Raw genomic sequence first — 23,460 nt, forward strand, 5'->3', positions numbered from 1 at the left:
CGTTCTAGGACTTGTGTATAACGATGAGTGCTCCACGTGAGTGCGCCGTCGAGAAGGATGCCTGAACCGACATATCCAATCGCGCCATCTCTGTAGGGCAATCCCTACCCCTGGCCTTCCAGCCGGCCTAGGCGATTCTCTCCCGGCCCCCGATTTGCGGGGGCTTCGGGCTGCTCTAGGCTTGAGCCCACGCAGACAAAACAAGGGTGTGGGTAATGAGCGACGTCGATACAAGCGCTGGAGCAAATGATGTTCTGGTCAGCTTTCGTGGTGTGCAGAAGAGCTACGACGGCGAAGCACTGATCGTCAAAGACCTCAACCTGGACATTCGCAAGGGCGAGTTCCTGACCCTGCTCGGTCCTTCCGGCTCTGGCAAGACCACCAGCCTGATGATGCTGGCCGGTTTCGAGACCCCGACGGCCGGTGAAATCCTCCTCGGTGGCCGCGCCATCAATAACGTGCCGCCGCACAAACGCGACATCGGCATGGTGTTCCAGAACTACGCCTTGTTTCCGCACATGACCGTGGCCGAGAACCTGGCGTTCCCGTTATCGGTGCGTGGCATGAGCAAGACCGACGTCGGCGAGAAGGTCAAAAAGGCACTGGGCATGGTTCAGCTCGACACCTTTGCGCATCGCTACCCGGCGCAGCTGTCCGGTGGCCAGCAGCAGCGCGTGGCGCTGGCACGCGCGCTGGTCTTCGAACCCCAACTGGTGTTGATGGATGAGCCGCTCGGCGCCCTCGACAAGCAGCTGCGCGAACACATGCAGATGGAGATCAAGCACCTGCACCAGCGCCTGGGCGTAACCGTGGTCTATGTGACCCACGACCAGGGCGAAGCCCTGACCATGTCCGACCGGGTTGCCGTCTTCCATCAGGGTGAAATCCAGCAGATCGCACCGCCCCGCAGCCTGTACGAAGAGCCGAAGAACACCTTCGTCGCCAACTTCATCGGCGAGAACAACCGCCTCAATGGACGTCTGGTCAGTCAGGACGGCGATCGCTGTGTGGTCGAACTCGAGCGTGGCGAGAAAGTCCACGCGCTGGCGATCAACGTCGGCCAGCCTGGCGGTCCGGTGACCCTGTCCATCCGTCCCGAACGCATCAACCTCAATGGCCGCAGCGAGAGCTGCGCCAACCGTTTTTCCGGTCGTGTGGCCGAGTTCATCTATCTGGGCGACCACGTTCGCGTGCGTCTGGAAGTGGCCGGCAAGAACGACTTCTTCGTCAAACAGCCGATTGCCGAACTGGACCCCGGCCTGAGCGTGGGCGACGTGGTGCCCATCGGCTGGCAAGTCGAGCACGTCCGGGCGCTCGACCCCATGCAGCAAGTGCATTGATCTACCGACAAAAGCAATAACAGAGGCGACCTGATCGCCCATCCCAATCGCTTACCAACACTGCTCGTGGAGAAAAGAACACATGTTGAAATCTTTGAAGTTCACCGCCATCACGTTGGGCATGATGTGCGCGGCGCAAGCCATGGCAGCCACCGACCTGACCGTCATCTCCTTTGGCGGTGCCAACAAGGCCGCTCAGGAAAAAGCCTTCTACGCGCCTTGGGAAAAGGCTGGCAACGGCAAGATCATCGCCGGTGAGTACAACGGGGAAATGGCCAAGGTCAAAACCATGGTCGACACCAAGAGCGTTTCCTGGGACTTGGTAGAAGTCGAATCGCCGGAACTGGCGCGTGGTTGCGACGAAGATATGTTCGAAGAGCTGGACCCGAAACAGCTGGGCAATGCCGCTGACTTCGTGCCTGGCGCCATCACCACCTGCGGTGCCGGTTTCTTCGTCTGGTCCACCGTGCTGGCGTACAACGCTGACAAGGTCAGCACTGCACCCAGCGGCTGGGCCGATTTCTGGGACACCAAGAAATTCCCGGGCAAGCGCGGCCTGCGCAAAGGCGCCAAGTACACCCTGGAATTCGCCCTGATGGCCGACGGCGTTGCGCCGAAAGACGTCTACAAGGTATTGGCCAGCAAAGACGGCCAGGACCGCGCGTTCAAAAAGCTGGATGAGCTCAAGCCGAACATTCAGTGGTGGGAAGCCGGCGCTCAGCCGCCGCAGTACCTCGCGTCCGGTGACGTGGTGATGAGCTCGGCCTACAACGGCCGGATCGCCGCCGTGCAGAAGGAAAGCAACCTCAAGGTCGTCTGGACCGGTGGCGTGTATGACTTCGATGCCTGGGCCATCCCGAAGGGTTCGAAAAACGCCGATGCCGCGAAGAAGTTCATCGCCTACATGCTGAGCCCCGAGCAGCAGAAGACCTACTCGCAGAATATCGCCTACGGCCCGGCCAACACCCAGGCGGTCAAGCTGCTGGACAAGGAAACCCTGCAGAACATGCCGACCACGCCTGAGAACATCAAGGATCAGGTGCAGATGGACGTGGCGTTCTGGACCGACAACGGCGAATCCCTCGAGCAGCGTTTCACTGCCTGGGCTGCCAAGTAATCCGTTTGCGTTGAGTCAGAACCGGGCGCTCCCTGAAGCGGGGAGCGCCCCCTCGTTAAAAGATTCCGGAGTTCGCTATGGTCATCGCCGTGCCCTTGACTGAAGGCGCCAGCCCCAACTTGAAGCAACGTCTCGCTCGCGCCGAGCGGGTCAACCGCTGGAAGGCCCAGGCATTGATCGCTCCGTTGGTGATTTTCCTGCTGTTGGTGTTTCTGGTGCCCATCGCTGCGCTGCTGTACAAGAGCGTCGGCAACCCCGAAGTCGTGACTGCGCTGCCAACCACCGTGGTCGAAGTGCAGAAGTGGGATGGTAAAGGGCTGCCGCCCGAGTCGGTCTACAAGGCAATGAGCCTGGACCTGGCCGAAACGCGCAAGAATTCCACGCTGGGCGATCTGTCCAAGCGTCTGAACATCGAACTGGCCGGATACCGCAGTCTGCTGAGCAAAACAGCACGCGCGCTGCCGTTCAAGACCGAGCCTGCCTCTTATAAAGAAGCGCTCGAAGCGCTGGACGAGCGTTGGGGCGACCCGGCCTATTGGCAGGCGGTGCGTCGCAATACCAGCAGCATCACCCCGTATTACCTGCTGGCGGCGGTCGACCATCGCATCGACGACCTCGGCGAAATCGCCCCGGCGACCCCGGACCAGGCGATCTATCTGGACATCTTCGCCCGCACGTTCTGGATGGGCCTGGTGATTACCGCGATCTGTCTGGTGCTGGCTTATCCGCTGGCCTACCTGCTGGCCAGCCTGCCTGCGCGGCAGAGCAACCTGCTGATGATTCTGGTGTTGCTGCCGTTCTGGACCTCGATTCTGGTGCGCGTGGCTGCCTGGATCGTGTTGTTGCAGTCCAGCGGGCTGATCAACAGTGCGTTGCTGGCGATGGGCATCATCGACAAGCCGCTGGAACTGGTCTTCAACCGCGTCGGCGTGTACATCTCGATGGTGCACATCATGCTGCCGTTCATGATCCTGCCGATCTACAGCGTGATGAAGAACATTTCCCCAACCTACATGCGCGCTGCGATTTCGCTGGGCTGCCACCCGTTTGCGAGCTTCTGGCGCGTGTACTTCCCGCAGACTTATGCCGGGATCGGGGCAGGCTGTCTGCTGGTGTTCATTCTGTCGATCGGCTACTACATCACCCCGGCGTTGCTGGGCAGCCCGAACGACCAGATGGTCAGCTATTTCGTCGCGTTCTACACCAACACCAGTATCAACTGGGGCATGGCCACCGCGCTCGGCGGGCTGCTGCTGTTGGCGACCATCGTGCTGTACCTGATTTATAGCTGGCTGGTCGGCGCCAGCCGCCTGCGTCTGAGCTGAGGAGCGTGACCATGCTGAACCCTTACACATCGCCGATCGAGCGCCTCTGGTATTACGCCTTGCGCATCATCTGCACCCTGGTGCTGCTGTTTCTCGTGCTCCCGGTACTGGTCATCGTGCCGCTGTCATTCAACTCCGGCAGCTTTCTGGTCTATCCGCTGCAAGGCTTCTCGTTGCAGTGGTATCAGGACTTCTTCAACTCCGCCGAGTGGATGCGCGCGCTGAAGAACAGCATGATCGTCGCCCCGGCCGCGACCCTGCTGGCGATGGGTTTCGGCACGCTGGCAGCGATCGGCCTGACCCGCGGCAACTTCCCCGGCAAGGCGCTGGTCATGGCCCTGGTGATTTCGCCGATGGTGGTGCCGGTGGTGATCGTCGGTGTCGCCAGCTACCTGTTCTTCGCGCCGCTGGGACTGGGCAATAGTTACACCTCGCTGATTCTGGTCCATGCGGTGCTGGGCGTGCCGTTCGTGATCATCACCGTGTCGGCGACGTTGCAGGGCTTCAATCACAACCTGGTGCGTGCGGCCGCCAGCCTCGGCGCATCGCCACTGACCGCGTTCCGGCGCGTGACCCTGCCACTGATTGCGCCAGGGGTGATTTCCGGCGCGCTGTTCGCCTTCGCGACCTCGTTCGACGAAGTGGTGGTCACGCTGTTCCTCGCCGGACCGGAACAGGCGACCTTGCCTCGGCAGATGTTCAGCGGTATCCGCGAAAACCTCAGCCCGACCATCGCCGCCGCTGCGACCCTGCTGATCGGCTTTTCGGTGGTCTTGCTGCTGGTGCTGGAGTGGCTGAGGGGGCGCAGCGAAAAACTCAGAACGGCGCAGTGACTGCAAGCTACAAGCTGCAAGCTGCAAGCTGCAAGCTACAAGCTACAAGCTACAAGCTACAAGCTAAAAGCAGAAGCAAATCAAAATGCTTGAAGCTTGAAGCTTGAAGCTTGAAGCTTGAAGCTTGAAGCTTGAGGCTTGAGGCTCGAAGCTTACCGCTCCGGGCGAAGCTTGGCGTACAATCCGCGCACCGTGATTCTGCTCAAACAGGTGCGTCATGCAGCCCTTCGTTATTGCCCCATCGATTCTTTCCGCTGACTTCGCCCGTCTGGGTGAGGAAGTCGACAACGTGCTGTCCAGCGGCGCCGACTTTGTCCACTTCGATGTCATGGACAATCACTACGTCCCGAACCTGACCATTGGTCCGATGGTGTGCAGCGCGCTGCGCAAATATGGCGTCACTGCGCCGATTGACGTGCACCTGATGGTCAGCCCGGTGGATCGCATCATCGGCGACTTCATCGAGGCCGGTGCCACCTACATCACCTTTCACCCGGAAGCGACCCAGCACATCGACCGTTCGCTGCAGTTGATCCGCGAGGGCGGGTGCAAGGCGGGCCTGGTGTTCAACCCGGCCACGCCGTTGAACCTGCTCGAATACGTCATGGACAAGGTCGACATGATCCTGCTCATGAGCGTCAACCCAGGTTTTGGCGGGCAGAAGTTCATCCCCGGTACGCTCAACAAGCTGCGTGAAGCGCGCGCCCTGATCGATGCTTCCGGACGCGACATCCGCCTGGAAATCGACGGCGGCGTGAACGTCAATAATATCCGCGAAATCGCAGCGGCAGGTGCTGATACCTTCGTTGCCGGTTCAGCCATTTTCAATGCGCCGGACTACCGCGAAGTGATCGACAAGATGCGCACAGAACTGGCGTCATCCCGCGCATGAGCGGCTTCGAGCGGCTGTTTGCAGGCAAACTTCCCAAGCTGATCATGTTCGACCTGGACGGCACTCTGGTGGACTCGGTGCCCGATCTGGCCGTGGCGGTGGACACCATGCTCGCCGAGCTGGGGCGTCCGATCGCCGGGCTGGAATCGGTGCGGTCCTGGGTGGGCAACGGTGCTCCGGTGCTGGTACGCCGCGCGCTGGCCAACGACCTCGACCACAGCGGGGTCGATGACGCGCTGGCCGAGCAGGGCCTGGAAATCTTCATGCGCGCTTATGCGCAAAAGCATGAGTTCACCGTGGTCTATCCCGGCGTGCGTGAAACCCTCAAGTGGCTGCAGAAAATGGGTGTCGAAATGGCCCTCATCACCAACAAGCCGGAGCGCTTCGTCGCGCCGCTGCTGGACGAGATGAAGCTGGGGCGTTTCTTTCGCTGGATCATCGGCGGTGACACCATGCCGCAGAAAAAGCCCGATCCTGCCGCACTGTTTTTCGTGATGAAAATGGCCGGTGCGCCAGCCTCGCAATCGCTGTTCGTCGGCGACTCGCGCACTGACGTGCAGGCGGCCAAGGCTGCCGGTGTGGCCTGCGTCGCGCTGAGCTATGGCTACAACCATGGGCGGCCGATTGCCGAGGAAAACCCGGCGATGGTGATTGATGATCTGCGCAGACTGATTCCCGGTTGCCTGGACATGGACGCTGAGATACTGTTGCCCGACATCAAACGTCCCTCCTCAAGAGAATCCATCGTGGTGGTCACTCGCAAACTCTGGATGAAAGTCATCAAGGCCCTGGCCCGCTGGCGTTGGCGCGCCTGACCTGATTCTGGCCGGCCTGCCGGCACGTTTGCCTACCTGACCGTTTTGTCCTCAAACCACGAGGTTGCTCATGAACCGTGAAGAATTCCTGCGTTTGGCTGCCGAAGGCTACAACCGCATCCCGCTTGCCCGCGAAACCCTGGCCGACTTCGACACGCCGCTGTCGATCTACCTCAAGCTTGCCGATCAGCCCAACTCCTACCTGCTGGAGTCGGTTCAGGGCGGCGAGAAGTGGGGGCGTTATTCGATCATCGGCCTGCCATGCCGCACCGTGATGCGCGTGCATGGCCATCACGTCAGCGTGACCCATGATGGCGTCGAGATCGAAAGCCTGGATGTCGAAGACCCACTGGACTTCGTCGAGACCTTCAAGGCGCGCTACAACGTGCCGACCATTGCCGGGCTGCCACGTTTCAACGGCGGGCTGGTGGGCTACTTTGGCTATGACTGTGTGCGCTATGTCGAGAAGCGTCTGGCCAACTGCCCGAACCCTGACCCGCTGGGCGTGCCGGATATCCTGTTGATGGTGTCTGACGCGGTCGTGGTGTTCGACAACCTGGCGGGCAAGATGCACGCCATCGTGCTGATCGATCCAGCGCAACAGGACGCCTACGCGAGTGGCGTTGCGCAGCTCGATGAGCTGATGCACAAGCTGCGTCAGCCGATCACGCCGCGCCGTGGCCTTGATCTGGACCGGCCGCCGGCGGCCGACCCGGTGTTTCGTTCCAGCTTTACCCAGGACGATTACGAGGCGGCAGTCGATACGATCAAGCAGTACATCCTCGCCGGCGACGTGATGCAGGTTGTACCGTCGCAACGCATGTCCATCGATTTCAGCGCCGCGCCCATCGATCTGTATCGGGCGCTGCGCTGCTTCAACCCGACGCCTTATATGTATTTCTTCAACTTCGGCGACTTCCACGTGGTGGGCAGTTCGCCGGAAGTGCTGGTGCGGGTCGAGGACAATCTGATCACTGTGCGTCCGATCGCCGGTACTCGTCCTCGCGGCGCCACCGAAGAGGCGGATCGCGCGCTGGAAGAAGACCTGCTCTCCGATCACAAGGAAATCGCCGAACACCTGATGCTCATCGACCTTGGCCGCAACGACACCGGTCGGGTGTCGGAGATTGGCACGGTCAAACTGACCGAGAAAATGGTCATCGAGCGTTATTCCAACGTGATGCACATTGTGTCCAACGTTACAGGCCAGTTGAAAAGCGGGTTGACGGCGATGGACGCGCTGCGCGCAATTCTGCCGGCGGGCACTTTGTCCGGTGCGCCGAAGATCCGCGCCATGGAAATCATCGACGAACTGGAACCCGTCAAACGTGGCGTCTACGGCGGCGCGGTGGGGTATATGGCGTGGAACGGCAACATGGACACCGCGATTGCGATCCGCACGGCGGTGATCAAGGACGGTGAGTTGCATGTACAGGCCGGTGGCGGCATTGTCGCCGACTCCGTGCCAGTGCTGGAATGGGAAGAAACCCTGAACAAACGCCGCGCCATGTTCCGCGCCGTAGCCCTGGCCTCGCAAACTGCCGAGGACTGAGCAGGCTGCTGCTCTGCGTCCTCAAGCGGACGCAGAGCATCGCACGATAGTGAGGCTGTCCAGCAGCCTGTCTAGAAACTCAGACTCAACGCAACATTCACCCCTTGCTGGGTCACGTCGTCGTTTTTGCGCCAGTTGTAATTGCCGCGCAGTGTCAGGTCCTGAGTCAGCTTCTGGCTGACACCCAGCGTGGCCCGGTTCAGGTCGCGTTGCGGCGTGTAGCCTTGCAGCGTGAAGCCGACGGACTGGACGCTGTTGAGCGCCATGGTCACCTCCTGCTGATCGGTCTCGAACTCCCTTTCATGGGCCACTTCGCCCCATACCTGTGTGCTCGGTGTCACCTGGAATTTGCCCTGCACACCCACGCCTGCACGCCGCGATTTGCGCGTCTGGTCACTGAAGGTCAGCGCGGTCGAGCGGTCGCCTTTTTCCGAGTAGCCGTCGACATCGATGTGCGCGTAATCGGCGCTGACGAAAGGCGACAGATGCCAGCGGCTGGTCGGGCCCGCGATGTCGAAACCGACTCGGCCACTGACAGCCCACATTTCGCCGTCGGTATCGCCTTTTTCCTGACCTTCGCTGACGCCCAGCGCGAATTTGCGCTCGGCATTTTCGTAGTCCAGCTTGCCGCCCGACACCGACAGATCACCCCACCAGTGGTTGGCCTGATACTGCAGGAACGCAGTGGCGATGTAGCTATTGAGTTTGTAGTCCGAGTCCCGTGGCCCTGCCTCAAGACTCTGGCGATATGCCCCGGCGACAACCCCTGTGCGCCAGTTTTCGGCAAATCGATAGCTGCCGCCGATGGTCAGGTTATAGCCTCTTCCGTCAGCGTCAGCCGAGCTGTCCTGCGCGTCGAAGTCCATTTTCTGACCGCCTGCCGAAAGCATGCTCTGCCACTGCCCGACGCCTTGCCAGTTGCCCCAGTCGCTGAGCCACTGGGCGCGGATTTCGTCCTGATGCATGCGCAGCGTGCCATTGGCCATTTCCGGCAGCAGGGAGATTTCCCAGGGTGCCGAAAGCAGCGAGTAGGCGTAGTCGGCCAGCAACCTCTGTCCGGCTTCGGTCGGGTGCACGCGATCGTTGAAGAACAGCCGGCTCGGATTCGGCGTCGCACTGGACCTGCCGTTGGTGGTGCTTTCCCGGCAGCTGTCGCCGCTGAAACAGGTACTGACCAGATTCTCGTTGGGATCGAACCCGAAGCGTGCCGGTTGAGCGAGGATTTCATTGATCAGCAACGGAACATTGAGCGGAATGATCTGGGCATTGATCTGTGCCAGTCGGCTGACCAGTTGCTGATTGAAGCCCGCGCTGAGTGCGGAGGTTGCCGAAGCCAGCGGCGAACCGCTCAAGGCTGGCGTTTTACCGATATCCGGCAGTAACCAGACCATGATGTAGCGCGCACCGGCCTGTTGCAGGGCTTGCGCGCTGTCAGCCAACTGATTGGCAGCTTGCGCGGCGCTGCCGGCACTCAACACACGACCCTGCAGGAAGTCGTTGCCGCCTCCGGTCAGGTAATAAAGAGCGTTGGGGTCGGCGCGAAAACTGTTGGCCGGCAGATAACCGGTCCGGCTGCGCAGTAGCGTGCCCGTGTTCGGGTCGACGACGGTGGATTGCGAGTTGATCGAGTCAAGAATCTGGTCGGTCCGATAGCCGCCGACTGCCCAGTTGTTGCCATCGGGTGTGCCCAGCGCAGCATTGACCGGCGACGTCGAGGCCGCCAGATCTCCTGCCGGCACACCGAGCATCCTGCCGATCAGCGTCGACGAGTTCAGGTTGAACGCTTCGCCGCTGCCGTCCTGATAAGTGGGGCCGACACGATTGGTGAACCTGAGCGTGGAGCCCCTGGGCCCTGCGGTGTCGGGAAACTGCCCGGCATCGGCCAGGCTGTCACCGAACACCACCATGGTTGAATAGGGCGCAGCGGCAGCGGTGCCGCAGGCAAGCGATAACAGGCAGGCCGCGAAGGGCCAGCGCCTCGATGTCTTGGTCATGAAAGGATCCCGATTGTTTTTATTTTGTACCGGAAACGTAGCAAGATTTTTCATGACTGCAAAGTTCGATGAACATTATCGCGCTGCGGCGGTGCTTTTTTGACCTCAGGCGGCCCTGTTGGTCACGATGGCGCTCAGGTAGTTGGCCAGGTCGTGCAGATACACGAAGGGGTGGCCCTGACGACTGCCGCCTGTACGGCTGACCTTCAAGTCGATGCGCCCTGCGTTGATCTTGCGCAGCAGATTCCTGTCGTTCGACAGGTGCGAAAAATAACGCTCTCTGACGGCGCTCAGCGAAGGGCACGGCGTGGCGAATTCTTTGCGAAGTTGATCCAGTATTTCGTTCATTCCATGACTCCCTGTGGTTTGCATGTGAGTACTCCCGAGATGGGGTGCAGACAAACAATACGATATGTAGCGCTTCGTGACAATACAGTTTGTATTTTAAATACAATTTGTATCGTCCTTCTCACAGGGAATCGATGTACCAGGACACACGAGCCGTGCCGTTTTCCGGGTTGCGGGTCACGCTGATGCCTTCGGCCTCGCTTATCTGATCCATGATGCGCTCCCAGTGAGCCACCGACTCGCCAGGCTCCCTGATCAGCAGGACCTGATGCTCGATCTGGGCCTTGTCACTGGTGATAGCGTCCTGAATACGCTGTGCCAAGGCCAAGTAAGCGTCATGTTGCGAGGTGTCGGGGAACTGCTTGAGCATGAGTGAACTCCTTTTTACTGTATGTGCATACAGTAATTGAGGGGTGTTTCTCACGCAAGCTACAAATGTTTCCTACATGGACACATGCCCGGGCTGAAACAAGGCGCATGAAAAAGCCCCGATTATCGGGGCTTGGGCGGTGCGTGCCGGGGGTCAGAGACGCATCGTCATCTGCCTGATGACACCGATCAGTTTGCACTCCTCGGTCACCGCAAGGGTCGGGTAGGCGGGGTTCAGTGGCTTGAGAAAGTAGCGTCCGGCGTCTTCGACGAGTTTTTTGAACGTGGCCTCGTTGCTTTCCGGCAGTTTGGCGATGACCAGCTTGCCGGCAGTGGGCTCGATTCCGGTGTCGACCAGAATCAACATGCCTTCTGGAATGCTCTGGCCTGCGGGCGCGGTCATCGAATCGCCACGGACCACCAGCCAGAAGGCTCTGCCCTTGGCTTTATAGTCGCTGATCTCGAAGGTGTCCGAATAGCCGGCAGGGTAGGGCTCGACGGCTTCACTCCAGCCACCGGCCTCGACCCAGCTGATGACCGGGTAGCGATAGAAACGCGAAGGCTGCACCGTGTGCTCCACGTTGTGCATGCCGGGTTCGCTGGTCGGGATGGAGGTGGTGAGAATCGGCAGGCCCAGCTCGGTCAGAAATCGATTGATGACCTCGATCTTCGGCTCACGCTTGCCATTCAGCCAATGCCCTACCGCGCCGGGCGTTACGCCCATCCGCTCAGCCATCTCTTCCTGGCTGATTTCTTGGGTTTCCATGACCTGTCTTGCGACTTCATACCATTTTCTGTTCATGCGTCGAATCATACAGGCTGTAGGGTGTTGAGCAATATACATAATGTAATGCTTCGTTGTGTCATAAAAATACAGAATGTATTGTAAGGCCTTGGTTCTGTGCAGCGAAAGACGCTGCGCAGCGTTTCGGAAAGGTCCTACAGGAGAGACACGATGATCGAGAAAATAGAAGCCGTGATGCAGCACTGGGGTGAACAGCGCATGCGCATCGGCCTGGGCGGCGGACTGAGCAGCCCGATGGCGGGGATCATGGAATGGGGCGCGTACATTCCGCGTCGCACACCCGGCTCGCGCGCGCTGGTGGGCAATGGCAGCGGTCTGGACTATATAAGCAGCGAAGTGGAAGCGGCCATTGCGCAGCTGTCACGCAGCCCGGCAAAGAGCCGCGGGCCTGAACTGGCCCAGCTGGCGACATTGCGTTATGTCGAGTCGTTGCCAGTGCGCGAGCAGATGCGCCTGGTAGGCATTAATGAAGGCGCAGATCGCACCTATCGCAACTGGATCAACAAGCTTCACCAGCAAGTGCTGGCGATTCTCGCTGAGCGCAGCGCTTCCAGAAGCAACAACGCCGTCGCCGACAAAGCTGCACAAGGGTGAATGAAGACACGGTGTCACGCCGTTTATCCGGGTCGATTGCACAGCTGTGGCCGAACTCGTGTTGAACTCCGGTCAAACTCGACCCACCCCGAAACTGCCCCTTCCCAGGCTTTCCGGAGGGGGGTAAAAAGGTCCCACGATATGCGATTTGCGCCTCAGGGCAGCAGCCGGAAACAGGCTGATCAACAGCCACAACCGGTCACTCGCGACCCACCTCAAACCCCGCCTCGGCGGGGTTTGTTTTTTAAGATCCGGTCAACGTCCAGATCAGGTGCCTGCGCAAGCCTGCCCGACGCAGCATTGTTAAATGTGTTCAGCCCGGCCGCCTCAGTGCGGTCTTTTTTATTTCCGGAGTACCCATGGACCCAACCGACCTAGGCCCAGGCACAGCTACCTGGCTGGGCGGCACGGGCACAATTCTGCTTGGCGGCTTTTTATGGCTGCGCAAGTTTCTTTCCAGAGATGCAACAGACCGGGCGATGGACAACGCGGACATCGGCACGGTTCGCCGTCTCAATGAGCTGCTCGACTCCGAGCGCCAGGCGCGCAAGGAAGCTGAAGCGCGGGCTGACCAGTTCGCCAAAGAGCGCAACGAGCTCGCTGCCGCGGTTGGCCGGATGGAAGGCAAGATTGAAGCCCTCACCAGCCACATCGTCCAGCTCACCGACAAGGTCACCACGCAAAGCGCCGAAATCGCCCGGCTTCGATCTCAACTCGGAGGTGCAAACGATGCACAGATGCGCAATTGATTTCATCGCTCGCCATTGGTGGCGGCGCCTGGAAATCTGGCTGATTTCCATGCTGCTGATCGCTGGCTGCCTGATGCTCGGTTTTCAGGCCGGGCAGTGGTCGGCGAATGCCGAGCATACGCAGCAGCTGGCCGAGGTTCGCAATGCCTACGACGCAGCACTGGGCAAGCGCGACCGGCGCCTGGACAGGCTGGCCGAAACCACTACCCAGGTGGCGGACAGGGTCGAGAGTGCTGCATCGATTGCCAATCAGGCCGCTCACGCGGCCAGCCGTGCTGCAGACAAGGCTGATGAGGCGTTGTGCAAGGCTAACCAGTAGGCGTTTCCCACGCCGCAATCAACCTTCAACACACGCGGAACCCCTCATGAAGATAACCCCGATAGTTGCCCATTTGCAGGCGACCTGCCCCAGCTTTGCCGGGCGAATCAGTGCCGGTATCGACTGGGCTGCGGTCGCCCTCGGCGATCAGCTCGCTCACCCGTCGGCGTACGTGATTGCCACTGGCGATCAGTCCACCGCCAACGATTTGCAGAACGTTATCCGCCAGAGCATCACCGACACGATCGATGTCGTGGTGGTGCTCGATGGCGGTGACAAGCGCGGGCAGGAAGCCAGCGAGCAACTGCATGCCCTGCGCGCCGAACTGTGGCGTGCACTGGTGGGCTGGAACCCGGATCACGATTACGACGCGATGCAGTACACCGGTGGCGCGCTGGTGCAGATCAGCGGCGACCGGGTGACGTATCGATTCGGCTTTGCAGCGCAGTTTCAACTGGGCCGCAACACCTCCGATCAGCCTGCCGAGACCTGGCACGAAGCGTATCTGGATGGTTTGCCCGGGTTTACCGGCGCCACCATTGAGATGGACTGCGTTGACCCCGCAGATCCGAACCTGAAGTCCCCCGGCCCTGATGGCCGTATCGAAGCGAAGTTCACAGCAGAGGTAACCCCATGACTCAACGCATCACTGTAGTACCGGCCGAGGGCCGCACTGTGCCGGATCCGGAGGCGGGCGATTTGCTGCCCGTCGAAGGCCGGCAGGTGACCTTCAACGCCTGGTGGCAGCGTCGTCAGAACGACGGCGACATCACCATTAAAACCGAGCAATCCACCACCACCCATCAAGCCTTCACGGCTTAACCAAGAGGAAGCCAAACAATGGCTATCAGCTTTAACAACATTCCATCCGATGTTCGCGTTCCGCTGTTTTATGCGGAGATGGACAACTCGGCCGCCAACAGCGCGTCGGCCAGCATGCGTCGACTGATCGTTGCGCAGGTCAACGACGATGTGTCCGGCCCCGAACTGGGTTCTCTGGTGCTGGTGCCAAGCGTGGCGCTGGCGAAAAACATCGGCGGTCAGGGCTCCATGCTGGCCGCCATGTATGAAACCTGGCGCAAGGCGGACCCCACCGGCGAAGTCTGGTGCCTGCCGCTGCTCAATACCGAAGGCGCCAAGGCCGGCGCGAAAGTCACCCTCACCGGGGCGGCGACCGAAGCCGGTCTGCTGAACCTGTATGTCGGCGGCATGCGAGTGCAGGCCACTGTCGTTAATGGTGCAACCGCTGCCCAGGCGGCCACGGCCCTGTCGGTGAAGATCAATGCCACGCCTGACCTGCCGATCACCGCGGCTGTCGAAGCGGGTGTGCTGACCCTTTCCTGCAAATGGAGCGGGGCAAGCGGTAATGACATCCAGCTGGAATTCAATCGCCAGGGCAAGACTAATGGCGAAGTCATTCCTGCCGGCCTGACGGCTGCAGTCACCGCCATGACTGGTGGCGTGGGTACGCCTGATCAGCTCAAGGCACTGGCTGCGCTGGGCGATGAGCCGTTCGAGTTCATCTGCATGCCTTGGACCGACACTTCTACGCTGGATGCCTGGAAGGCGGCAATGGACGACAGCACTGGTCGCTGGAGCTGGGCGCGTCAGCTGTACGGTCACGTTTACAGCGCCAAGCGCGGCACGGTCGGTACGCTGGTGGCCGCAGGTCAACTGCGCAACGATCAGCACATCACCCTGCAGGGTGTCGAAAACGGTGTTCCGCAACCGGTCTGGCTGCAGGCCGCTGCACTGGCTGCGCGCACGGCGGTGTTCATTTCTGCCGACGCCAGCCGTCCGACTCAGAGCGGCACCATGCCCGGTATCGATCCGGCGCCGGCCAGTCAGCGTTTCACCCTGACCGAGCGTGAGTCGCTGCTGCGTTACGGCATCGCCACGGCGTACTACGAAGGCGGTTACGTGCGCATTCAGCGTTCGATCACCACTTACCAGAAGAACGCTTACGGCCAGGCTGACAACTCGTACCTGGACAGCGAAACCATGCACCAGTCGGCGTTCATCATCCGTCGTCTGCAAGGCATCATCACCAGCAAGTACGGCCGCCACAAGCTGGCCAACGATGGCACGCGCTTCGGTGCCGGCCAGCCGATCATCACGCCGAGCACCATCCGTGGCGAGTTGATTGCGCAGTACGCACGTCTTGAAGAAGAGGGTCATGTGGAGAACGCCGAAACGTTCGCCCAGCACCTGATCGTCGAGCGTGACGGCAATGACCCAAGCCGCGTGAACGTGATGTTCCCACCTGACTACATCAACGGCCTGCGCGTGTTCGCGCTGCTCAACCAGTTCCGCTTGCAGTACGACGAAGCGGCATAAGCCTAACCAACCCTTTCAAGCCCGCCTCGTGCGGGTTTTTTCATTCTGGAGATATACAACATGGGTCAGAAAGTTGCGGGTACCTGCTACATCAAAGTGGATGGCACCCAATTGACCATCAGCGGCGGCGGCGAAGCGCCTCTGATGAACATCAAGCGCGAGACGGTCGTGCCTGGTTACTACAAGGAAACCGAAAAGGCCGCCTGGTTGAAATTCACCGCCGTGCATACCGCGGATCTGCCGCTCAAGCTGCTCACTACCGGTGTGGATATGACCATCACCTGTGAGTTCAAGAACGGCAAGACCTACGTCCTGTCCGGCGCCTACCTGGTCGATGAGCCGAGCAGCAAGGCTGACGACGGCACCATCGAACTGCAATTCGACGGCAATCAGGGGAGCTGGCAATGAGTGAAGTCATCGACCTGGCCAGCCCGATCGAAGCGCACGGCGAAACCCTTTCGCAACTGACATTCCGGCGTCCTACTGCGCAGGAAGCGCGGGCCATCAAGGCCCTGCCGTACAGGATCGACAAGAACGAGGAAGTTTCTCTGGATCTGGACGTGGCGGCGAAATACATCGCCGTCTGCGCCGGCATCCCGCCCTCGTCGGTCAATCAGATGGACCTGTGCGACATCAATACGTTGAGCTGGAAGGTTGCGAGTTTTTTCATGGCAGCGGCATCAGCAACCTCGAAGGACTGATCGCCGTCGTTTACGACCTCGCGTACTTCTGGAAGACCGATCCCGAACTGGTGATGTCCAGGGAGCTGGACGTCATCACCGAGTCGATCTTGCAGACGCAACGCATCAACCAGATCCTGCAGGGGGAGTGATGGCAGACACTATCAAGACGCTGATTACTGGCGTCGACAAGCTGTCTCCAACGCTGGCAACCATCCGCAACAACGTTGAAGGCTTCGAGACCAGGCTTGAAGGCTCTGGTCTTGGGAACGTCGAAGTGGGCGAGATGATCAAGGGCAATGCTTTGGCAGAGCCCTTGATTGCCGGGGTAAAGGCAGCGATCGGTTTTGAGACAAGCATGGCCGGCGTGAAACGATCGGTCACCTTTGAAACACCGCAACAGTTCCAGCAGATGAGTTCCGACATTCTGGACCTCAGTGAACGACTGCCGGAAAGCGCCAACGGTATCGCTGCGATTGTCGCCGCGGGTGCCAAGGCCAATGTACCGCGCGAAGAACTGACCGGGTTTGCCAGCGACGCCGTGAAAATGGGCGTCGCATTCGATCAGACAGCGGCCGAGTCGGGCGACATGATGGCTTCTTGGCGATCATCGTTTCAGATGACTCAGCCGCAGGTCGCGGCGTTGTCCGAGAAGATCAACGTGCTCGGCGGCAACAATCTGGAAAAGAAAATCGCCACCATGGTGACTGCAATGGGCCCGCTCGGGCCGGTTGCGGGGATGGCCTCCGGGCAACTGGCGGCCATGGGCGCGACCCTGGCCAGCGTCGATGTGCCGGCCGATGTGGCCGCCAGCGGCATGAAGCGTTTCATGCAGTCGTTGACCGAAGGGGGCGCGGCGAAAGCCGGGGCGTTCGAGGCGTTGCAGCTCGACGTCAATCAACTGACCCAAGGCATGCAGAGCGACCCGTCCGGGACCATTGAAAAGGTTCTGACGGCGGTTTCCAGTGTTGATCCCGGCAAACAGTCTGACGTCATCACGCAGCTGTTCGGTGCCGAATCGCTGGGCGCGATCACGCCGCTGCTGGCCCACCTCGATGTGCTCAGGTCCAACCTGGCCAAGGTCGGGGAGGGCGTGCAAAACAGCGGCTCCATCGAGAAGGAGTTCGCAGACAACTCCCAGACCACGGCCACTGCCATCAAAGAGATGACCAACCGTGTGGATCGTCTGGGCATCAATATCGGCAGTATGTTCCTGCCGGCGATGAACGACGCAATGGCCGTGATCGGGCCGATGATTTCTCAGGTCGCCGCGCTGGCGGCCGAACATCCAGAGGTGATCAAGGGCGTCGTGGGCGCCGCGATTGCGTTCGGTGTATTGCAAGTTGCGGTCATGACCGCGACGACCGCCATGAGCGTACTTAGCGCGGTGATGGGCCTGTCACCGCTGGCCTTGATCGTGCGCGGCCTCGCGCTGGCGGCAGTTTTTCTGATCGCCAACTGGTCGACCGTCGCACCTTATTTCCAGGCGGTCTGGGAGGCGATTCGCGGACCGGTGATGGCGCTGTGGGACGTGCTCAAGGCGGTCTTCGCCTGGACGCCGCTGGGCATGATCGCAGCCAACTGGCAGCCACTGACCGAATTCTTTGCTGCGCTGTGGGACGTGATCAGGGCGCTGGCCACGCCGGTTTTCGATTTTCTGCAAACGCTATTTGCGTGGTCGCCGCTGGGCATGGTCGTGGTCAACTGGCAGCCGTTGTCCGAGTACCTGGCCGGCCTGTGGGAAACCATCAAGGCCGAGGCGCAGCCGTTTACCGATGTGCTGGCAACGCTGTTCAGTTTTTCGCCGCTGGGCATGGTCATCGAGAACTGGCAGCCGATCAAAACCTGGTTCGCAGGTCTGTGGGCGGACATCAAGCCATTCATCGAGCCGATCATGAGCTGGTTTGGTGGCGACACGAATAAGACCGTCCTGCAGCGGGCGACCGAGAAGGCCAATCAGTTCGCGGAAGAACAGCGGATACGTAACGCAGGGCCAGGCGGCGGGACCGGGGCGTTTCTGGCGGCCGGTGCCGTCGAGAACGTTCGCACGAATCAGCAGTTGCTCAATCAGGCCACTGGCGTGCCCTCGACCAGCCAATTGCTTGGCGTACCCACGCCGTTGGCGCCCGGCAGCCTGTTGTTGCAACAGGGCGCAGCCGGTGCCGGCCCGCGACTTGAGGGCGAGCTCAACATTCGCTTTGAAAACGCGCCACCGGGCATGCGTGCCGGGCAAGTGCAAACCAACCAGCCGGGTTTGACGATATCGCCAAACGTCGGTTATCGAACCCTCGGCGCAGGAGCCGGATCATGAGTACATGGCGTGACAGCCTGCTGCCAGCGTCTTTCCGGGGCGTCGGTTTTTTCATTGAAAAAGCCGTCGTCCCGGCAGGCCGCAAAGGGCAGTTGCATGAGTTTCCACAACGCGACGAGCCTTATTTCGAGTCGCTGGGCAAACAGTCGAAAGTGCATACGCTGACGGGGTTCATTGTCGGTCCCGACTGTTTCGAACAGCGAGACAGACTGCTGCAGGCACTGGAGCAGGAAGGTGCCGGCGAGCTGGTGCATCCCTGGCTGGGTCGCGTGCAGGTCCAGGTCGGCGAATGTGGAGTCACACACAACCTGAGCGAAGGCGGGCTCGTCCGGCTGGACCTGAAATTCTATCCGGCCAACCCGCTCAAGTTCCCCGTGTCGACCCTCAATACGCGACGGCAGTTGCTGGGCGCGTCCGAGAGCCTGCTGGACTCGGCGCTCAGGCGCTACCGCTCGGTGATGGCCACAGTGGACGCGGTGCGTATCAATATTCAGGCGCTGCGCAGCGCCCTGTCGGGTGTGTTCGCGACCATTCAGCGGCAGTTCACACCGTTCATGACGATCTATTCGGATGTCACCGCGCTGGTGCATTCGCTGGTCAATGCGCCGTTGACGGTCAGCACGCTGTTTACCACGTTCTTCGCCAGTTTCGACGGCGACAGCCGTCGAGCCAGAAGAGCGAACGGCACCAGCAGTATTGGCGGGGCGAGTACTGGAACGAATGCCGGGTCAGGTTCCGGCAGCTCGACAGGGGGCGGCTCAGGCAGCGGTTCCGCGAGTGGCAGTAACGGCACCGCTGCGAGCAGCGCGGCAGCAAGGTCCGGCAGCAATGGCGGCGTGTCATCTGTTGAAACGGTCGATTACCGGTCGGTGATTTCCGAGGCCACGCAACAGGCGGAAGCGGTGTCCGGCATCAATCTGGTCAGTCAGAGCAGCGGGCTGGACACCGGCGTGACGGCTCAGGCCGCGGCCAATCTGGTTCAGGATGCTTTGTTGGTCAAGGTGGCGAAAATCGTCGCGAGCATGCCGGTTGCGACGACCGTCACGCCGCTCACGGTGGTGCCATCGCTGGATCAGCAAGTGACGCAAGCGCTGCAACGCGTCGATGTGCCGGTTGCCGATGACGTCATCGAGCTACGTGACACGCTGAGTTCGGCGATCTGGGAAGCGTCGTTGAAAGCCGATCCCGAACATTACCTGGCGCTCAACACGTTGCGTCAGGCCTTGATCAGGCACCTCAACGCGGTGGCGGCTTCCGGCGTACGTCTGGTGGACATGAAGGTCTCCGAGCCTTTGCCCGCGCTGGTGCTGGCCTATCGCCGATTCGGTGACGCCAGCCGGGCGCAGGAAATGGTGCAGCGCAATCGGCTGGCCCACCCGGGGTTCGTGCCGCCCGGCATGCTGAAGATTGCTCAGGAGTGACCCATGATTGACCCTAACATTGTCACCCTGACCGTTGACCAGCACGACTATGCCGGCTGGAAGTCGGTGGAAATCTCTGCCGGGATCGAGCGTCAGGCGCGCAGCTTTGAAGTGAGCATTACCTGGCAGTGGCCGGGCACTGAAATCTCGCATCCGATCACGCCCGGCGCAGCGTGCGAGGTGCGTATCGGCGGCGAGTTGATTCTGACCGGTTGGGTGTTTGCCGCGCCGATCAGCTATGACGGCAAGCAAGTCACGCTAAAGATTTCCGGACGCTCGAAAACCGCCGACCTCATCGACTGCTCGGCCATCAACAAACCGAGTCAGTGGAAGGAGGTGGGGGTGCTGAAGATCGTTGAAGCGCTGGCTGCTCCTTATGGTTTGTCGGTGATCAGCGAAATACCGGAAACCTCGAAGATGGCCGATCACACCATCGAGCCTGCCGAAACCGTGTTCAAGTCCATTGACCGGTTGCTGACCCTGTTCCGGATTTTTTCCACCGATGACGAATATGGCAATGTGGTGCTGGCCAGGCCGGGTAGTCGCGGGCAGAGCGCAGACGCGCTCGAACTCGGCAAGAATGTGTTGAGCGCCGTCATCGCGCGGGACTTTTCCGGGCTTTTTTCCGAGTACCGGGTCATCGGTCAACAGACTGGTAATGACCAGACGTTCGGCAAGGAGTCGTCGGAGGTCTCGGCAGAAGTCACGGATGACCGGCATGACGACCCCGCGCATAAAAAGCGTCTTCGCGTACTGGTCGTTCATGAGGATGCGCCGATCACACCCAAGCTCGCCCTGAGTCGCGCCAATTGGGAGCGCGGTCAGCGGGCCGGCAAGGCGCTGCTCACCACCTACAAGGTCCAGGGTTGGCGGCAGTCCAACGGGGCGCTCTGGCGGCACAACACCATGGTCCGGGTGATCGATCCGGTCATCGGTTTCACGAGCCGCAACATGCTGATTTCAGCCGTGACCTACTCGCTGAGCGACCAAGGCACGATCACCACACTGGTGGTCGGTCCGCCTGAAGGTTTCCAGGCCGAGCCAGGTGACCCCAACAAGCGCAGCAAGGTCCAGGTCAATCAGGATGCTTACTCCTGGCTGCTGCCCATCGACGAGGAAACAACCTCATGAGCTTACTCAATCGCATGCTGGTGCGCGGCACGGTGGTGCTCGCCAGGGCCAGCAGCAAAATGCAGGCGCTGCAAATGCGCCTCACCGCCGGAGAGGTCAAGGACGACATGGAGCACTTCGAACCCTACGGCTTCACCAGCAACCCGCTGGCCGGCGCCGAGGGCATTGCCGCCTTCATTGGTGGCGACCGGTCGCACGGTCTGCTGCTGGTGGTGGCCGACCGGCGCTATCGCCTCAAGGGTCTGGAGTCCGGCGAAGTGGCGATCTATACCGACGAGGGCGACAAGATTCACCTCAAGCGCGGCAAGGTCATCGACATCGAAACCGACACCTTGAACATCAAGGCTACGGTGGCCGTGAACTTCGACACTCCACAGATCACCCAGACCGGAAAGATCGTCTCCCAGGGCGACCAGCTTGCCGCGGGCATCAGCCAGATCAGCCATCTGCACGGCAATGTGCAGGGCGGTAATGGCCAGAGCGGGCCGCCCGTTGGAGGTGCCGGATGATCATTGAAGGTTCTCTGCAGGCGTCCTTGCTGCGCTCGGTGGTCATCAGCCTGTTCACCTGGCGGCGTGCCGAAGCGGACGACCCGTTCGACGATGCCGAGCGCTATGGCTGGTGGGGCGACACCTACCCGGCACAGGCCAATGACCGCATCGGTTCCAGGCTGTGGCTGCTGCGCCGGGTCAGGCTGACTGCCCAGACCCAGCGCGATGCCGAGTTCTATGCCCGGGAAGCGCTCGACTGGCTGATCGAAGATGGCCAGGTCAAGCACATCAACATCCTTACCGAACAGGTTCAGAGCAACCGCCTGAACCTGGGCGTCGAGCTGGTCGTCTCGGACGGTCAGCTCGTGCGTTTCAACCCTTCTGAACAGTGGCAGGTGATTTATGCCGTTTGAAACACCTACGTTACCGGCGCTGATCAACCGAACCCAGGTCGACCTCGCCGACGAAGCGCTGCGTCAGTCCGATGCTCGGGTATTGTCCCGCGCGCACAGCGGCGCGGCCTACGGGCTGTACGGCTATCAGGACTGGATCGCCGACCAGATTCTGCCGGACACCGCCGACGAGGAAACCCTCGAGCGGCAAGCCATCCTGCGCCTGAGGCAGCCGCGCAAGGTGGCACAGGCCGCCACCGGCACGGTGCGCTTCAGCGCAGCAGTCGGTGCGGTGCTGGATGCGGACACTGTGCTGCAGTTCAGTGACGGACGCTTCTACCGCGTCACCAAAGGCGTCACCACGGTTGCGGGCAATAACACGACCACGGTCGAAGCGGTGGATGCCGGTGTTCTGGGTAATGCGGATGCCGGTCTGGTGATGACTGCCGTGCAACCCGTCGAAGGTATCGACAGCACCTTCACCGTCATTGCCGACGGACTTTCCGGCGGCATCTCGCAGGAAAGTATCGAGTCGTTGCGTGCACGTGTCGTGCGTTCCTACCGGGTCATCCCGCATGGCGGCAATCAGGATGATTACGTGACCTGGGCGCTGGAAGTGCCGGGCGTGACGCGCGCCTGGTGTGTGCGCCGGTTCATGGGGCCAGGGACTGTGGCGGTGTTCTTCATGCGTGACGACCAGGCCGATCCCATTCCTGACGCCGAGCAGCTCGCTGCGGTCGCGGCGTATATCGAGCCGCTGCGTCCGGTCACGGCTGATGTGTATGTGCTGGCACCGGTGCAGAAACCGGTGGTCTACACCATCCGGCTCACCCCGGATACCTCCGCCGTGCGGGCGGCGGTCGAGGCGCAGTTGCTTGACCTGCACAACCGTGAGGGCGGACTGGGCGAAACCCTGTTGCTCACGCACATCGCCGAGGCCATCAGCCGCGCGACGGGCGAAACCGATCATGTGCTGGTTTCACCCGTGGCCAACGTTACTGCTGCGGCCAACCAGTTGCTCACGTTCGGGGGTATTCAATGGTCGTCATAAGAACCGCCGAACACTACGCCGGACAACTGCAGGCGCTGTTGCCACCCGGTCCCGCATGGGATCCGGAGCGGGTGCCGGAATTGCAGCAGGTGATTACCGGCCTGTCCCGCGAGTTCGCACGCATCGATGGCCGCGCGTTCGACCTGCTCAACGAGATGGACCCCGCCACCGTCAGCGAACTGGTCCCGGACTGGGAGCGGGTGATGAACCTGCCTGATCCGTGCCTGGGGCTCAAACCCTTGTTCGCAGACCGGCGCCTGTCGGTGCGCCAGCGGCTCGTGGCGACAGGAGGGCAGAACGCGGCGTTCTACATCGACATTGCCATCAGCCAGGGCTACCCCGATGCCACCGTGACCGAACACCGAGCGCCCCGTATGGGGCGTTCGCGTTTTGGCCAGGCGCACTTCGGCACCTGGAGCGCGCAATTCATGTGGACCCTGAACACCGGCGGGCGCCAGCGCCTGGGCCGACGCTTCGGGGCCAGCTACTGGGGCGAGCGGTTCGGGGTGAATCCCGGGCTCGCAATCGAATGTTTGATCCGTCGAGCAGCACCGGCGCACAGCGTCGAATTCGTAAACTTCAACTGAGGAACAC

Annotated in this window: 26 protein-coding genes; 22 read left to right on the forward strand and 4 right to left on the reverse strand. The window is 60.9% G+C overall.

The window, feature by feature from the left end; all coding sequences use genetic code 11:
* Positions 1-215 precede the first annotated feature (215 nt).
* The 7 genes from JOE34_RS08805 (at position 216) to trpE (ending at position 7,874) form a co-directional block, all read left to right on the forward strand.
* Positions 216-1,340 carry an ABC transporter ATP-binding protein gene (locus tag JOE34_RS08805; protein ID WP_003394921.1) on the forward strand — a complete coding sequence of 375 codons (1,125 nt, stop codon included), beginning with the start codon at positions 216-218 and terminating at the stop codon, positions 1,338-1,340.
* 82 nt (positions 1,341-1,422) lie between these two features.
* Entirely contained in the window at positions 1,423-2,457 is a 1,035-nt protein-coding gene (locus JOE34_RS08810) for an ABC transporter substrate-binding protein (protein WP_003394920.1), read from the forward strand.
* A 77-nt stretch (positions 2,458-2,534) separates the two neighbouring features.
* Positions 2,535-3,782, forward strand: a complete 1,248-nt coding sequence (locus JOE34_RS08815; RefSeq protein WP_024683310.1) for an ABC transporter permease — start codon at positions 2,535-2,537, stop codon at positions 3,780-3,782.
* A gap of 11 nt (positions 3,783-3,793) precedes the next feature.
* Positions 3,794-4,615, forward strand: a complete 822-nt coding sequence (locus JOE34_RS08820; RefSeq protein ID WP_003394916.1) for an ABC transporter permease — start codon at positions 3,794-3,796, stop codon at positions 4,613-4,615.
* A gap of 217 nt (positions 4,616-4,832) precedes the next feature.
* Positions 4,833-5,507 (forward strand): ribulose-phosphate 3-epimerase, encoded by a 675-nt coding sequence (rpe, locus tag JOE34_RS08825; protein ID WP_003394912.1) that lies wholly within the window; start codon positions 4,833-4,835, stop codon positions 5,505-5,507.
* Entirely contained in the window at positions 5,504-6,322 is an 819-nt protein-coding gene (locus JOE34_RS08830) for a phosphoglycolate phosphatase (protein WP_209995593.1), read from the forward strand. The genes rpe and JOE34_RS08830 overlap by 4 nt, the downstream gene beginning before the upstream one ends.
* Before the next feature lie 70 nt (positions 6,323-6,392).
* On the forward strand, positions 6,393-7,874 hold the full coding sequence (trpE, locus tag JOE34_RS08835; protein ID WP_003422740.1) for an anthranilate synthase component I: 1,482 nt from the start codon (positions 6,393-6,395) through the stop codon (positions 7,872-7,874).
* 71 nt (positions 7,875-7,945) lie between these two features.
* On the opposite strand, the gene estP is transcribed toward trpE, so the two are convergent.
* The 4 genes from estP to JOE34_RS08855 form a co-directional block, all read right to left on the reverse strand.
* Entirely contained in the window at positions 7,946-9,868 is a 1,923-nt protein-coding gene (estP, locus tag JOE34_RS08840) for an esterase EstP (protein ID WP_209995595.1), read from the reverse strand.
* Between the two features lie 105 nt (positions 9,869-9,973).
* Entirely contained in the window at positions 9,974-10,216 is a 243-nt protein-coding gene (locus JOE34_RS08845; protein ID WP_003316268.1) for a pyocin activator PrtN family protein, read from the reverse strand.
* 121 nt (positions 10,217-10,337) lie between these two features.
* The gene (locus JOE34_RS08850; protein ID WP_002551908.1) at positions 10,338-10,586 is read right to left on the reverse strand and encodes a DUF1654 domain-containing protein; all 249 of its coding nucleotides are present in this window, start codon (positions 10,584-10,586) and stop codon (positions 10,338-10,340) included.
* Positions 10,587-10,739: 153 nt separating this feature from the next.
* Entirely contained in the window at positions 10,740-11,351 is a 612-nt protein-coding gene (locus JOE34_RS08855) for a LexA family transcriptional regulator (RefSeq protein WP_010419550.1), read from the reverse strand.
* 189 nt (positions 11,352-11,540) lie between these two features.
* On the opposite strand from JOE34_RS08855, the gene JOE34_RS08860 reads away from it, so the two are divergent.
* The 15 genes from JOE34_RS08860 (at position 11,541) to JOE34_RS08930 (ending at position 23,453) form a co-directional block, all read left to right on the forward strand.
* Entirely contained in the window at positions 11,541-11,984 is a 444-nt protein-coding gene (locus JOE34_RS08860) for a hypothetical protein (protein ID WP_003422750.1), read from the forward strand.
* Between the two features lie 359 nt (positions 11,985-12,343).
* Positions 12,344-12,733: a hypothetical protein gene (locus JOE34_RS08865; protein WP_003411734.1), complete on the forward strand. Its 390-nt coding sequence runs from the start codon at positions 12,344-12,346 to the stop codon at positions 12,731-12,733.
* Positions 12,714-13,052 (forward strand): hypothetical protein, encoded by a 339-nt coding sequence (locus tag JOE34_RS08870; RefSeq protein ID WP_003394900.1) that lies wholly within the window; start codon positions 12,714-12,716, stop codon positions 13,050-13,052. Before JOE34_RS08865 ends, JOE34_RS08870 begins: the two co-directional genes overlap by 20 nt.
* A gap of 46 nt (positions 13,053-13,098) precedes the next feature.
* On the forward strand, positions 13,099-13,689 hold the full coding sequence (locus tag JOE34_RS08875; protein WP_003316276.1) for a hypothetical protein: 591 nt from the start codon (positions 13,099-13,101) through the stop codon (positions 13,687-13,689).
* Positions 13,686-13,874, forward strand: coding sequence for a DUF2635 domain-containing protein (locus JOE34_RS08880; RefSeq protein WP_003394899.1), 189 nt, complete (start codon positions 13,686-13,688; stop codon positions 13,872-13,874). Before JOE34_RS08875 ends, JOE34_RS08880 begins: the two co-directional genes overlap by 4 nt.
* Positions 13,875-13,892: 18 nt before the next feature.
* The gene (locus JOE34_RS08885; protein WP_003394897.1) at positions 13,893-15,389 is read left to right on the forward strand and encodes a phage tail sheath subtilisin-like domain-containing protein; all 1,497 of its coding nucleotides are present in this window, start codon (positions 13,893-13,895) and stop codon (positions 15,387-15,389) included.
* A gap of 60 nt (positions 15,390-15,449) precedes the next feature.
* Entirely contained in the window at positions 15,450-15,797 is a 348-nt protein-coding gene (locus JOE34_RS08890) for a phage tail tube protein (RefSeq protein ID WP_003316279.1), read from the forward strand.
* Complete coding sequence (locus JOE34_RS08895) at positions 15,794-16,090, forward strand: phage tail assembly protein (protein WP_003316280.1); 297 nt, start codon at positions 15,794-15,796, stop codon at positions 16,088-16,090. The genes JOE34_RS08890 and JOE34_RS08895 overlap by 4 nt, the downstream gene beginning before the upstream one ends.
* Before the next feature lie 130 nt (positions 16,091-16,220).
* Complete coding sequence (locus JOE34_RS08900) at positions 16,221-18,380, forward strand: phage tail tape measure protein (protein WP_209995597.1); 2,160 nt, start codon at positions 16,221-16,223, stop codon at positions 18,378-18,380.
* Positions 18,377-19,801, forward strand: a complete 1,425-nt coding sequence (locus JOE34_RS08905; protein WP_024665297.1) for a DNA circularization N-terminal domain-containing protein — start codon at positions 18,377-18,379, stop codon at positions 19,799-19,801. Before JOE34_RS08900 ends, JOE34_RS08905 begins: the two co-directional genes overlap by 4 nt.
* 3 nt (positions 19,802-19,804) lie before the next feature.
* Positions 19,805-20,932, forward strand: coding sequence for a phage baseplate assembly protein (locus tag JOE34_RS08910; RefSeq protein WP_103363451.1), 1,128 nt, complete (start codon positions 19,805-19,807; stop codon positions 20,930-20,932).
* Entirely contained in the window at positions 20,929-21,441 is a 513-nt protein-coding gene (locus tag JOE34_RS08915) for a phage baseplate assembly protein V (protein WP_003372720.1), read from the forward strand. The genes JOE34_RS08910 and JOE34_RS08915 overlap by 4 nt, the downstream gene beginning before the upstream one ends.
* Entirely contained in the window at positions 21,438-21,836 is a 399-nt protein-coding gene (locus JOE34_RS08920) for a phage GP46 family protein (RefSeq protein WP_003394886.1), read from the forward strand. Before JOE34_RS08915 ends, JOE34_RS08920 begins: the two co-directional genes overlap by 4 nt.
* On the forward strand, positions 21,826-22,866 hold the full coding sequence (locus tag JOE34_RS08925) for a baseplate J/gp47 family protein (RefSeq protein WP_032662869.1): 1,041 nt from the start codon (positions 21,826-21,828) through the stop codon (positions 22,864-22,866). The genes JOE34_RS08920 and JOE34_RS08925 overlap by 11 nt, the downstream gene beginning before the upstream one ends.
* The gene (locus JOE34_RS08930) at positions 22,854-23,453 is read left to right on the forward strand and encodes a putative phage tail protein (RefSeq protein WP_003394883.1); all 600 of its coding nucleotides are present in this window, start codon (positions 22,854-22,856) and stop codon (positions 23,451-23,453) included. Before JOE34_RS08925 ends, JOE34_RS08930 begins: the two co-directional genes overlap by 13 nt.
* Positions 23,454-23,460: the final 7 nt, after the last annotated feature.

This window comes from Pseudomonas sp. PvP028, assembly GCF_017832255.1.
Lineage (GTDB): Bacteria > Pseudomonadota > Gammaproteobacteria > Pseudomonadales > Pseudomonadaceae > Aquipseudomonas > Aquipseudomonas syringae.